General features: G+C 66.7%; 8 protein-coding genes. 3 read left to right on the plus strand and 5 right to left on the minus strand.

Going from position 1 to position 12,230, the window contains the following annotated elements; translation table 11 throughout:
• Window positions 1-7: 7 nt before the first annotated feature.
• Window positions 8-1,213, minus strand: a complete 1,206-nt coding sequence (locus tag TK90_RS12700; RefSeq protein WP_041444366.1) for a pyridoxal-dependent decarboxylase, exosortase A system-associated — start codon at window positions 1,211-1,213, stop codon at window positions 8-10.
• 41 nt (window positions 1,214-1,254) lie between these two features.
• Window positions 1,255-2,853 (minus strand): acyl-CoA ligase (AMP-forming), exosortase A system-associated, encoded by a 1,599-nt coding sequence (locus TK90_RS12705; protein ID WP_012983891.1) that lies wholly within the window; start codon window positions 2,851-2,853, stop codon window positions 1,255-1,257.
• A gap of 181 nt (window positions 2,854-3,034) precedes the next feature.
• On the opposite strand from TK90_RS12705, the gene TK90_RS12710 reads away from it, so the two are divergent.
• Window positions 3,035-4,426, plus strand: a complete 1,392-nt coding sequence (locus TK90_RS12710) for a putative O-glycosylation ligase, exosortase A system-associated (protein ID WP_012983892.1) — start codon at window positions 3,035-3,037, stop codon at window positions 4,424-4,426.
• Window positions 4,427-4,455: 29 nt separating this feature from the next.
• Window positions 4,456-6,303, plus strand: a complete 1,848-nt coding sequence (locus TK90_RS12715) for a hypothetical protein (RefSeq protein WP_012983893.1) — start codon at window positions 4,456-4,458, stop codon at window positions 6,301-6,303.
• Window positions 6,304-6,306: 3 nt separating this feature from the next.
• Here the strand turns inward: TK90_RS12715 and TK90_RS12720 are convergent, their stop codons facing one another.
• The 3 genes from TK90_RS12720 to TK90_RS12730 form a co-directional block, all read right to left on the minus strand.
• Window positions 6,307-8,535: a hypothetical protein gene (locus TK90_RS12720; protein ID WP_012983894.1), complete on the minus strand. Its 2,229-nt coding sequence runs from the start codon at window positions 8,533-8,535 to the stop codon at window positions 6,307-6,309.
• Window positions 8,535-10,001, minus strand: coding sequence for a hypothetical protein (locus TK90_RS12725; protein ID WP_012983895.1), 1,467 nt, complete (start codon window positions 9,999-10,001; stop codon window positions 8,535-8,537). Before TK90_RS12725 ends, TK90_RS12720 begins: the two co-directional genes overlap by 1 nt.
• An 82-nt stretch (window positions 10,002-10,083) precedes the next feature.
• Window positions 10,084-11,199, minus strand: coding sequence for a sugar-transfer associated ATP-grasp domain-containing protein (locus TK90_RS12730; RefSeq protein ID WP_210399570.1), 1,116 nt, complete (start codon window positions 11,197-11,199; stop codon window positions 10,084-10,086).
• A 447-nt stretch (window positions 11,200-11,646) separates the two neighbouring features.
• Between TK90_RS12730 and TK90_RS12735 the strand changes: the two genes are divergently transcribed.
• Complete coding sequence (locus TK90_RS12735) at window positions 11,647-12,222, plus strand: GNAT family N-acetyltransferase (RefSeq protein ID WP_012983897.1); 576 nt, start codon at window positions 11,647-11,649, stop codon at window positions 12,220-12,222.
• Window positions 12,223-12,230: the final 8 nt, after the last annotated feature.

Here is a 12,230-nt window from a genome sequence, read left to right on the forward strand (position 1 = left end):
CCTCGCGTCAGACGAGGATTTCCGCGGGCTCCGGGTGGCTGAGGAAGCCCCTGGGGCTGGCCGTGTAGCCATAGGCCCCGGACTGGAAGACCACGACCAGATCGCCAATCTCCGCGCGGGGCAGCTCCACCTGCTGACCCAGAACGTCCAGCGGGGTGCACAGCGGCCCGACGATGTCGACGACTTCACTGGCGGCCTCCCCCATGCGGTTGCCGATGGCGACCGGGTAGTTCTTGCGGATCACCTGGCCAAAGTTGCCCGAGGCCGCCAGATGGTGATGAAGGCCCCCGTTGGTGACGAGGAATACCCGGCCGCGCGAGACCTTGCGGTCCAGCACCTCGGCGACGTATACGCCCGCCTCCCCCACCAGGTAGCGACCCAGCTCGAGGATGACCTCGGCCTGCGGCATCCGCGCGCGAACCTCTGGCAGACGCCGCTCGAGCTGCTCCGCGATGGGGCCCAGGGTCAGCGGTTGATCGCCCGGGAAATAGGGGATGCCGAAACCGCCCCCGATGTTCAGTGTCTCCACCGACCCCGGAGCATGGTCGGCCAGGCGTAATGCCAGGTCCAGGGTCAGGCCCTGGGCCTCCACCAGCGACTCGGCGCGCAGGTTCTGCGAGCCGGCAAAGATGTGAAAGCCGCGAAAGTGCAGCCCCAGCTCGCCAATACGCCCCAGCATCTCGGGCACGCGCTCGGCATCCACGCCAAACACCTTGGGCCCGCCACTCATCTTCATGCCCGAGGTCTTCAGCTCGAAGTCGGGGTTCACGCGCACCGCGACGCAAGGCGTCCTGCCGGTGCGTTCGGCGATCGCCGCGACCCGCGTCAGTTCGGTATCGGATTCGAGGTGGATCGTGATCCCCGCCGCTACCGCCATCTCCAGCTCGGCCGGGGACTTGCCCGGCCCGGCGAAGCTGATATCGGCCGCGGACACCCCGGCGTCCAGGGCAATCTGCAGTTCGCGCCCGGAGGCGACATCCAGGCCATCGACCAGCGAGGCCATATGGCCCACAACCGCCGGCATCGGGTTCGCCTTGATCGCGTAGTGGATCGACAGATCCCGGGGCAGGGCCTGACGCAGGGCCTGGACGCGGCGCGTCATGACCTGTCGGTCATAGGCATAGAACGGGGTCCGGCCCGCGCGGCGAGCGATCTCGGCCAGCGGGATACCGCCGATCAACAGCGAGTGGTCGCGCACCTCGAAGGCTGCCATCGCCGCATGACGGGGGGCAGAGGTCATGGACACCTCCCGGTTCATGACAGGGCGACCTCCTGGAACAGGCCCTCGAACTCGGCCGCCAGCGCCTTGCGGTCAATCTTGCCATTGCCATTGCGAGGCAGGGACTGCGACCGCAGCTCCAGGTGGCCGGGCACCATGAAGGCCGGCAAGCGTTCGCGCAGCAGTGCCATCAACTGGTCATGGGTCACCGAAGGTTCGGCGGGCAGCGCAACGAGGACGACGGCCTGGCCCAGCTGCGGATGCGCGATACCGAGCGCCGCCCCCTCGGTCACCAGCCCCGTTGCATAGGCAACCTCCTCGATTTCCACCGGGCTCACCCGGTACCCCGAGGTCTTGATCATCTCGTCGCGCCGGCCGACGAAGTACAGATATCCGTCCTCGTCCATCCGCACCGTGTCCCCGGACCACACAGCCATTTCCTGGCCCGGAAGGCCTTCGGGTTGCCCCGGCGCGGGGCGAAAGCGCTGGGCCGTACGCGCGGCATCGTTCCAGTAGCCCATCGCGACCAGGGCCCCGCGATGGACCAGCTCCCCGGGCTCTCCGGGCGCGCAACGGCTGCCGTCCTCGCGCACGACCATGACCTCGGCATTGGGTATCGCCCGCCCCATCGAGTCGGGGCGACGATCGACCTCCTCGGGCGGCAGATAGGTGGAACGGAAGGCCTCCGTGAGGCCGTACATCAGATAGACCTGGGTGCGCGGCAGATGCGCCCGCAGACGCTTCAGGGTCTTCAGGGGCATCGCGCCGCCCGAGTTCGAGATGTAGCGCAGGGATCGCCGCGCGGCCTCCGGCCATTCCATCTCGGCCAGCTGGATCCACAGCGGTGGCACTGCCGCCAGCCCGGTGATCCCGCCCTGACTCACCGCCTTCAGCACGTCGCGGGGCAGGAGGTAATTGAGCAGGGTGGCATGGGCGCCGGTCAGGAACGCGGTGGTCAACTGACTGAAGCCGTAATCGAAGCTGAACGGCAGCACGCAGAGGATGCAGTCCTCCGCGCGATTGTGCAGATAGTGCGCGACGCTTTGCGCGCCGGCCACCAGGTTGCGGTGCGACAGCACCACGCCCTTGGGCCGTCCGGTGCTGCCAGAGGTATAGAGGATCGCCGCCATGTCCGTGTCGATGACCCGATGGGCCGGCCGGCCCAGCCCGAAATCCGCCGCCGATTGCCAGGCCTCGAGCCGCGGCCCGCCCGATGTTTCGGCGTCGGGCGGTGTGTCCACGAACAGGATGGTGTCCAGCTCCGGACATTGCGCCAGGACATCGCGCAGCGCGGCATGGCGCACGGCGGACGTGACCAGGACACGCACCCCGCAGTCCCGAAGGATGTGCGCGACCTGCGAGGCCTTCAGCAGCGGGTTGACAGGGACCATCACCCCTCCCGCCCGCGAGGCCCCGAACATCGCATGGACCGCCTCCGGACATTTGTCCAGATACACCGCAACCCGGTCCTGTCGCTGGAGCCCGGTGGCGAGTAGCCGTCGCGCCGCGTTCTCGATGTCGCTGGCGGCCGCCTCGTAGGACTGCGTGACACCCCGATGGGTGATGGCCGAGGCCATTGGGTTTCGTTCGGCGCTGTGCAGAATGCCTTCGTGCAGGAGGGTGGTGTAACGCATGATCAGAACGGACTCCTTCAATGTGGATTCGGCACGCAGCCGAGTACGAATCTTTTACAACCCCATACCCACTCGTTCGGTAAATAGGCTACTCTTCGAATGGGCTGAATACTATCGCCGTTTTCATGTGTCGGTATGCTGATCGACACGCACGTACTGCTGTATAGCGGAACTCTCTGCGATGCGCGACTACCTGCTGTTTTTTATAATCATGGTGTTGATCCCGGTGATCCTGGCAAGGCCCTGGGTCGGCATCCCGGCCTGGTTCTGGGTCGGCCTGATGGCCCCGCACGGCCTCACCTGGTCTTTCATGCGCACGTTCCCCGTGGCCGCCGTCATCGGCATGACAACGCTGGCCGCGCTGTTTCTGGCCAAGGATCGGCGACCGATGCCGATGACACGCGAGATGGTGATGTTATGGGTCTTTCTCGGCTACATCACCATGACTTCGTATTTTGCGGTAAATTCCAGCGGTGCATGGGACTTCTGGCAGCACGTTTTTAAGATCCTCCTGATTACATTTATCACACCCATGCTGATATTCGGTCAGCTTCGTATCGTCTGGCTGTTATTAGTTATTACATTCTCCATCGCCTTTTACGGGTTCAAGGGCGGCCTGTTCACACTGTCCACGGGCGGGCAGTACATGGTGCTGGGCCCGCCGGGCTCCTATCTGGCCGGAAACACGTACATCGGGCTGGCAATGGTGATGGTGCTGCCGTTGATCCTGATCAGCGCGCGGCTGTTCCGCGAGCGCTGGGTGGATCTCGAGATCCCGGGCCTGGAGCGCTTCTACCGGCCGATCAGCTGGGCCGTCTACGGCGTGTTCTGGCTGACCGCCATCGCGATCCTCGCGACCTATTCCCGCGGGGCCCTGCTGGGATTCCTGGTGGTGGCGCCGTTCCTCTTCTGGCACATGCACCAGAAACTGGCGATGGTGATGGTTGGCGTGCTGGCCTTCGGGGTCATCGGGGTCACCGCGCCGGATCGCCTGCTGGATCGCTGGAGCACGATCGAGACCTACGAGGAAGACCGTTCCGCCATGCAGCGCATCCAGGCGTGGGGCGTGAACTGGAACATGGCCACCGAGCGGCCGCTAACCGGGATGGGCTTTCGGAACCACCACCTCGGCTATGACTGGTGGGTCGGCTACGCGAATTTCGAGGGGGACTGGCGCCACGTGCTGTCGCCGCACAGCATCTATTTCGGCCTGATGGGCGAGCATGGCTTTGGCGGGCTCGCCACGTTCCTGCTGCTGGTCGGCTTCACGTTCTTTTCGCTGAACCGGATCCGCAAGCGAGCGCGGCTGGAGACCGGACAAATCTGGCTGGCGGAATACGCCTGGGCCATCCAGGTGGGGTTGCTCGGCTACCTGGCCGCCGGGGCATTCCTCGACGTGATCTACTTCAACCTGCTGTTCGCGTTCATCGCCTTGGCCGTCATCATGCGCCGCGAACTGGAAGAAGCACCCCGCGTGGCCGAGGCACCCGTGCCCGCACCGGTCCAGGCGAATGCGTTCCCGGCGCGCGCCGAGCCCGACAGCGCCACCGGGGCGCCCGGCGTCTCGCGCTAGGCAGCGCTGGTCAATGCGACCGCACGCTCATGGGTAAGGTCGTCACCTTGGGAACCTCCACGCTCCAGCCGTGGGCCGAGCGCCTCGCACAGGCGGTCGCGGCCCATGTGCGACCGGACACCGGACTCTGGGATCCCGTCGAGCAGGCGCCGAGCCCCGCGGACCATTACGGGCAGACCAGCGCGACGCTGGCGCTGTACCTGCAGGGTGGCCCCGAAATCGAACAGTGGGACTGGCCGTTGCGGGCCTGGCTCGCGCGCTGTGGCCGCCGTGCCGGGCACGCACCGTTTAACCGCCTGTTGCTGCTACTGTTGCGGGAACGGGTGATCGCGGGGATACAACCAGTCACGCCCGCACTGGAAACGATGCTCGACGAGGCGCTGCAACGGTGCCATCCGAGTCGACGCTATCCGTCGAACAACTGGACCCTGCTGGCCCAGCTTTGCCGTCTGATCGAGGCCCGGCCCGGCCGCCCACGCAACCATGCGGCGGCCCGGCTGGCCGCATTGCTGGAGCGCTGGACGACCGCCAGCGGCGGTTTTATCGACTATCCGGCCCGCCCGGGGCCACGCGGCGTGGCCACCCCGATGGCGTACCACCACAAGGCCTTGCTGATCGCCTCGATTGCGCTGTGTTACACGCCGACACCCGCGCTGGCAACGCTCACGCAGCGCCTCTACGGCTGGGTCGCGCTGACCTGGGACGGCGGGGAGTACGCGGGGGGCCTTGGCCGCAGCACCCATTCGCTGTTCGGCGACGCCTGCCTGGTGGGCAGCCTGGATCTACTCGGGCTGGCCGGGACTCAGCAGACGGACGCCCCGGCCGGGCAGATGCTGGGTGGTGTGCTGAGGCGATGGGAACGGCAACGCAGAACCGACGGCCTGCTGGATCTGACACCCGCGGATCGTGCCTCCGTGCCCACCCCCGGGAACCGTCCCGCGGGATGGGACGACTACATGCACCTGTCGGTCTACAACGCCTGGGCCGCCGCGATCCTGGCATGGGCCAGTGACCGAAGGCGTCGCGAGGGCACGCCCGACATCGTCGAGGGCCTTCAGTGGGCAGGGGGACGAACCGAAGCCTGCCAGCAGGACCTTCAGGCGGGCGTGCTGTGCGCCCGGGCCGGGCCGGACCTGTGTGCGCTGATCAGCACCCGCGGGCAGGCACCACAGGCGTTCAGCCGCGACGTGGCCGAGCTGCGTTATGCCGGTGGGCAGCCCTTTCACATTCGCCACCGCGACCGGATCCTGTGCCCGCCGGCGGTACGGGTCGAGGCCGAAGCGCTGCTGCGCCACCCGGCCCTGGCCGGCTGGGTCCCTTTGTTTCGGATCGGCGACCAGCTCTGGGCCCTGGCCGATTTTCGCTCGGTGACGGTGGATACGCTGGGGGCCGCCGTACGGGTACGCCTGGAAGATGGCCACGCGGTGCCCCTGCTGCGGGCAGCGACCCGCACCCTCTGGAGGCGTGGCCTGGCGGCACTGGACTGGCGCTGGTTCGGCGGGACCATCGGGCGCGGGGATGCCTTGCGGCGCCCACGCTCGTCCGCCCTGTTCGGCCGCATTACGTTCTGGCTGGACCCTGCCGGACCCACACTGCGCCAGGAGGTCGCGCTGGAATGTCGGGGCGCGGCACCGGTCGACTACCTGAACCCGGGCGGCCATGCACTGGTGGTCGACAACAGCCCGACTGTGCGACGGTTCCAGCAGCAGGATCCGGTGACCGGCCAGTGGACCGAAGTGCTCTTTCCGGTCTCCGGACGCTCGATCGTTCAGGTCCCCCTGCCCTCGACCATCCCCGGGCGGGGCTGCGCACTGCCGCCGAAGCCCCTGCCCCCAGGCCCCTATGCCCACCGGCTGACGCTTGGCTGGGGCGACTGAATCCTAGTCGCCCGCGGGCAGGCGCTGCAGGATGATCCCGCGCCGCAGGTCGGACCAGATCAGCACATCCGTCCCGGGCAGCGGGGTGACGCGATGCCAGTTCTCGTAGCGGTCAAACGGACGCTCGGCAAAGTCCACCTGCTGCCAGTTGTACATGAGCCGCCAGGGTTTCCCGCGCGGCGGGTCGCCGATGTACATCTGCCGTGCATTGTTCTGCAGCAGGATGTAATCCCCGGTTTTCGGGTGATAGGTCAGCCGGCTGCCGCCGGCAACATAGGCCTGTCCGGAGGGCCCGTGCCGCTGGAACCGGCCCTCGCGATCGATGGTGGCCGTGGCCTCGGCGCCGCGGCGGTGGTTGCCACCGTACTGGGTCATGCCCCCGTAGATCAGCACCTCGCGGCGGATCGGGTTGTAGAGCGTCGTCCCGCCATAGCCGGAGGACTGGGTACGGCCCTCGGGGCCCCGGTAGTCCGGGTGGTTGCGGGGATAGGTCCATGCCCGGTCGCCATGCCCCCAGACACGGACCTGCCCCATCGTGTGGGCCTCGATGCCGTCACCCGGTATAAGGTCGTAGCTGGCGGAGCCCAGCGTGTAGAGGACGAATTTCTCGATGTCGGGGTGCCACACGGTGGAGTGGTCGCCCACCGCATGCGCATTGCTCTGGCCGGCCCCCAGGCCGACCTCCTCCCAGGCGGTCGGGTCGGTGTACGGGGCGCGCACCAGGCGGCCGATATCGGAGCGCCGCGGCTCGCTCGGCGAGAAGTACAGGTAGCCATCACCGCCATCCATCAGGCGGTTGTACGGGCGCCGTTCGCCGCCGTCATAGTCGAGCCCCGGCGGGGCCACGACGCCGGCCCAGGTCAGATCCGGCTCCAGCCAGGTCACCGAGCGGACGGAATTGTCGCGCATCAGGATATTGAACAGCCGTCCGGTCTCCGGATCGAAGATGTGGCGGTCGGTCCAGCCGACCCCGAACGTGCCCCGCTTTTCCGGGTCGTGCCACTGGGTGTTGTTCATGCGCGCCATGTCCGGAACGCCGTCCGGCAGCCGGGTCTCCACGCGGCGGAACTCGCCCGGCTCCAGGGTCTCGGCGATGTCGTACAGCTTTGAACGCCGCTCCGGCGCGGGCGCGGATTGCGATGCCGAAACCTGCAGGAACGCCGCGCGGGGCTCGGCCGATGCTGGCGGGGAGGCCGCCGACCGCTCCTGACCGAACACGGACTGATGCCGGTGCAGCAGCGGGCCGGCCTGGTTGAGCCACAGGACCACCCCGTGGTCGTCAATCGGCACCGGCACGATCCCGCCATAGCGATCAAACGGCCAGCGCTGGCCGCTCCAGTCGGCGGCCTTGCGCCATTCGTCCCTGTCCGGATCGAGCTCCCACAACTCGCGTACACGGCCGGCCCGCAGCACGAGGTAGTTCCCCGTTTGCGGGTCATAGGTCAGGCTCTCGTTCATGATCCCGAACACGAACGGGGCGTCGCCGAGGTCACGCACGTGGCCGTTGGCGTCTAGCAGGGAGACCTTGTTGCGTGACTTGTTGCCACCAATAAACAGCATCTCGTCGCGCACGCGGTTGTACTGGGCCGAGGAGTGATAGCCGTCCACCGCGGCCTGGCCGTGTTCGACCCAGCGGCCTTCGCGGAGGCCGTAGACCTGGCCCTCGCGGAGGTAGATCAGCTGATCCAGCGCGTCGTGCCACTCGATCGGGTCGGTATGCTCCCAGCCGCCACCGGGGCCGGGGAAACTGCGCGTGGCGAGTTCCCAGCGATCCTCCGCAATGGAATAGCGATGCAGGGTGCGCTGCGAACGGCCGGCACTGATCTTGTAGTAATGGCCCCGCTCGGGGTCGAGCGCCACGCCGCCATAGACATGCGCGAAGGGGGGCGGGCCCTCGGCGGACAGGTGCTGCCACGCATGCCGGTCCTCGCTGTAGGCAATGAATACCGGCCGCGATCCACGGTCGCCATACATGAAGACCTGGCGCCGGTTGGCATCCCAGTGCGCACTGTCATTCCAGGTATCCGGATCGATCGAGCAGGCACGCAGAAAGTCGTGATAGCGCTGAAACCCCTCGGGCAGGCCGGCGTCGAGCGGTGCCAGCTCCCCGGGTTGCAGGCCGGCCGCCAGCCGGGCCAGTGCGCTGTCATTCGCCGCCGCCTGGCTGGCCACGAATCCCAGCGCCAGGGCGACCAGCAGCCAGACGGTGCTGCGGAATGCGAGCCGGCGCATCAGGCGACCTTGACGGCCGGATGCATGGCCGCCTGGTTACGGTGAGGGTCGACGCCCAGCTCCTGCACCGCCTGGAGTAGCGGCATCACCTTGACGAAGGTCGGCGAGAGCGGACGGGTCCGCCCTGTGCGGAGGGCCTCGAGGGTGTAGCCGACCACACGCTCGGGGCGAGTGAACACATTGAACAATGGCCGCGCCAGGTGGGCCGCCCTGCGGCTGATACCCGTCCACTCCGCGCGCGGGTGCGGCTCCGTGGGCTTCTGGCTGTACGGGATGTGCGCGGCGTGGGGATAGTGACTCTTGATCACCTCGTCATGGAACGCGCGCATCGCAAACGACTGCCACGGCAGGCTCAGCAGAAACGCCAGCACGTCGGGATCCTGATAGGGCAGGCATACCGCCTGCTGCTGGCCGGCCATGGCGATCGGCAGCAGGGCGATCTCGCGGCGGATCCGGTTCCAGAACAGGAACGACTTGACCGGGTCGGGGGCACCGGCGTGCGCGGACAGCTCGCGGTTGATCGCCTCACGGGCGATCTGTATGCCCCAGCGCTCCTGAAACGGGCGCTTCAGGAACGCGGTATAGCTGCCCGCCGCCAGCAAGCGACTGACCGCACCTGCGAGGTCGTCGGCATCCAGACACTCGGCCAGACGCGCGTCGAAATAGGAACCGTTGCACAACACATCGCCGGCCAGGCCATCGAATACCGGGCCCTGCAGATGCGGCATCAGCGCGAGGTACCAGCTGTTTTCGTCGGTGGAGTAGTGGTTCAGGCGGTTTTTCTGTCGCTCCGCGGCGATACGATCCTGGGGATTGTCGATCACCTGGCACTCGATGCCCAGGTGCCGGGCCACTGTGCACGCCACCCCACTCTCGTCCCCCCTCTTCGCCCGCAGGACCAGGGTTCGGGGTGGCGGGGTGCCCTGTTGCGCCAGCTCCAGACAGATATGGCGCGAGTCGCGGCCGCCGGACAAAGGCAGGCGCCCCACTCCTCCAGCGGCGCGCCGTTCGATGGCCCGCGCAAAGAGTTCCGCGAACCGTATCCGTGCCTCGTGCGGGTCTCCGGAAAAAGGGGCCATCAGGGGGGTGGCGGGGCGCTCGCCGGAGAGCACACCCTCGCGCCACAGCAGGGTCTCTCCTGGCATCAGAACCTTCACGCCCGCCAGCGGAGTCTGGTCACCCACCAGATAGCCCAGGGCCATGAAGACCGCGATGGCCTCGTCGTCAAAAGTGGGCGCCGACAAGCGCGCCGCGGCCTCCTGCAGGGAGTCGGCCACGATCAGGCGACGGCCCTCGCGGGCATAGAACAGCGGGATGAACCCGAGCCGATCCGCCGAGACGGAGAGACTCGCCCCGTCGAATGACCAGCCCGCGACGAGCGTCGGGCCTCCGGCGACCCAGTCGAACCCCAGATGATGGGAAGCCTGCCCCAGGCACTGGCGACCGATAACCTCTACGAACGCCATCGTATGCTCCGCGAGGGGCCCCGGTGGACCTGGAGGCCTTTTCGCCGATCCGCGTAATGAGCTGACAGCGAGGGCATGGCGGCTAATGCAGCTGCGAAGACGAAGGGGGGCACGAGAGGCCGGCGGTTTCCAGATAGCGTTTGTCCGCCAGCAGGGCCTGCCGGATACGCTGAATGCCATCACCGAACCCGACGTGCTGAAAACGCTCGTTCACCTCGATCAGGACCGGACCGTTCGGGGTCAGGGCCACGTCCCAGCCGGCCGTCCGGATTGGCAGAAGGTCCCTTGCCGCCGTCTTGACCAGCTGCAGGGCCTCCGCCCAGAACGGCACCTCGAATCCTTCGATCAAGGCGCCCGTGGTCGGGTGGTGGGTGACCCAGTTATAGCCCAGGCCATTGGCGTTGAACGCCCAGGCCTTGCCCAGCCGTCCATCGTCGAGCTGCGGCAGGGCCACCACGTTGGCCGTGTAACGGCCGGTGCGCGGGTCACTGATGTTATCGGTAACCGAATCGCCGACAATCAGGCGGAAGTGACAGTCCAGCACCTCCGGGTCCCCTTCCGGGCTGACCCGGGTGAACAGTCTCAGCGCCGATATGGAGCGGGTCCCGGTCAGTTCGGCGACGCGGTCATGGCTGCGCAGACGCTGCTCGAGGATGCGATCCTCGCCATCATCGGCCAGACCAGCGACCTCCTTCGCGAACTCGGGCAGGGCGATGCCCTCCCGTGCATCCAGCCCCAGCGCGACAATCCCGCGCCCCTGGCGGCCGTGCCTGGGCTTGGCCAGAAACGATGCGGGTAGCCGCCGCACGAAGGCCTCCCATTGCGCGGGCGTGGAGAGCGGCTCTCCCTGGGCGTCGCGCGATCCATGACGCGAAACCACCCCGAGCAGGGCGGCCACAGGGAGGTCATGACTGCGACAGAAGTCGTGAAACATGAGCTTGTCGCGACACATCGCCGCATGCGGCGAGTTCACCGCATGCTGAAGCCCGTGCAGGCGTTCTTCGCTGACGTGGGCCAGGTGTTCGTTCACCGGAAGCCGCGGGTCCAGCAAACCCCGACACAACGACTCACCCGGCAGAAATCGACCGGCCCCGTACAGCCGCAGCGCCTTCCAGGCAATGGCCGGTGTCGAGGAACCATAGTGGTTGGCGGCCGCCTGAAACTGGCCCCACACATCGGAGCGGCAGAAGTGCCGCACAATGTGATTAGAGCGATAAAGCGCGGATACCAACAACCCCGAGACTTTACCCACGATGGACTCCACGATTAAAAGTAAACGCGTGAACGCACCCGCACCTGTTGCTGCAAGAACGTCCCGTCTTCCAGGTCTGATCGAGCAACCCCGTCGCTCCTGCAAAGACCCGAATCCGGACGTTTCAGATTAGCAGTTCAAAACGGCGCGAAAAGGCCTGTCGCGTACCAAAAAAACCGTACCGACAGTTGCAACAACGCGATATATGCTAGGGATACGATGATTCAGGATCGCTTTCTGGCGACACATGGACGCGCAGCCGACACCGTCCATCATAGACAGTTGATTTGAAATCAAGCTGGCTACCACGCTCGCGGCACCGCGTGCGCCGGAAATCAGGAAGGTCTTGCTCGGCATTCGCGGCGTCAGCGAAGTCTGCAATGGGGGAAGCGTGTGGCCACCGTCAATGTTTACAGTCCGCGCAGCCTTTTAAAGGAGGCCCTGCACCTGGGGCTGGGCGATTACCAGTATTGGAAGGTCTTTTATATCGACCTCCCGCAGCCCGCGGTCGAACTGCCTGAAGGCATCCGGGTCGGGCCGATCGCCCCCGAGGACCTGGACGGCGTGGTGGATGAAGGGATGCTGCAGCGTCGGGAGTTCGGAGGCGAGGGGGCGCAGGGTTTCGGTCTTTTTCGCGACGACGAGCTCGTGGCAGTGCAATGGTACTGGTGGGGCGCGCGGTACGAGGCCGAGCGCCAGGGGCGCAGCTGGAGACTGCCCGAGGGGGCGGCGAAATCCACCGGGCTGTACACCCTGCCCCAGCATCGCGGGCAGGGGTATGCGGCCCTGCTAAAACGACAAACCGCCTACCTGATGTCGCAACGGGGCTTCACCCGCCTGTACAGCCGCATCTGGCACAGCCACAAGAGCTCGATCCGGGTCAGCGAAAAAACCGGCTGGCGGGTCGCCGGCTCCTATATCGAGATCTGCCCGTTCTCCCGGCGCATTCAACTTCGCCTGCCGGTATGACCGAAATC

It is taken from the genome of Thioalkalivibrio sp. K90mix (assembly GCF_000025545.1).
Classification (GTDB): domain Bacteria; phylum Pseudomonadota; class Gammaproteobacteria; order Ectothiorhodospirales; family Ectothiorhodospiraceae; genus Thioalkalivibrio.

Bases quoted from the DNA above. Each gene is read 5' to 3' on its own strand.
- TK90_RS12700 (WP_041444366.1), bottom strand. From the start codon at position 1,213: ATGGCAGCCTTCGAGGTGCGCGACCACTCGCTGTTGATCGGCGGTATC.
- TK90_RS12705 (WP_012983891.1), bottom strand. From the start codon at position 2,853: ATGCGTTACACCACCCTCCTGCACGAAGGCATTCTGCACAGCGCCGAA.
- TK90_RS12710 (WP_012983892.1), top strand. From the start codon at position 3,035: ATGCGCGACTACCTGCTGTTTTTTATAATCATGGTGTTGATCCCGGTG.
- TK90_RS12715 (WP_012983893.1), top strand. From the start codon at position 4,456: ATGGGTAAGGTCGTCACCTTGGGAACCTCCACGCTCCAGCCGTGGGCC.
- TK90_RS12720 (WP_012983894.1), bottom strand. From the start codon at position 8,535: ATGCGCCGGCTCGCATTCCGCAGCACCGTCTGGCTGCTGGTCGCCCTG.
- TK90_RS12725 (WP_012983895.1), bottom strand. From the start codon at position 10,001: ATGGCGTTCGTAGAGGTTATCGGTCGCCAGTGCCTGGGGCAGGCTTCC.